1 rRNA gene is annotated in these 212 nt (G+C 47.2%); it reads left to right on the forward strand.

Annotated elements, in window-relative coordinates:
* Positions 1 to 7: 7 nt before the first annotated feature.
* A 16S ribosomal RNA gene (locus tag H6A61_RS15850) occupies positions 8 to 212 on the forward strand; the annotation flags it as partial.

Consider the following 212-nt stretch of genomic DNA (forward strand, 5'->3'; position numbering starts at 1 on the left):
ATATTTTACAATGAAGAGTTTGATCCTGGCTCAGGATGAACGCTAGCTACAGGCTTAACACATGCAAGTCGAGGGGCAGCGGGATTGAAGCTTGCTTCAATCGCCGGCGACCGGCGCACGGGTGAGTAACGCGTATCCAACCTTCCGTTTACTCAGGGATAGCCTTTCGAAAGAAAGATTAATACCTGATAGTATGGTAAGATTGCATGATA

The organism is Bacteroides caecigallinarum (assembly GCF_016901995.1).
GTDB lineage: Bacteria > Bacteroidota > Bacteroidia > Bacteroidales > Bacteroidaceae > Phocaeicola > Phocaeicola cellulolyticus.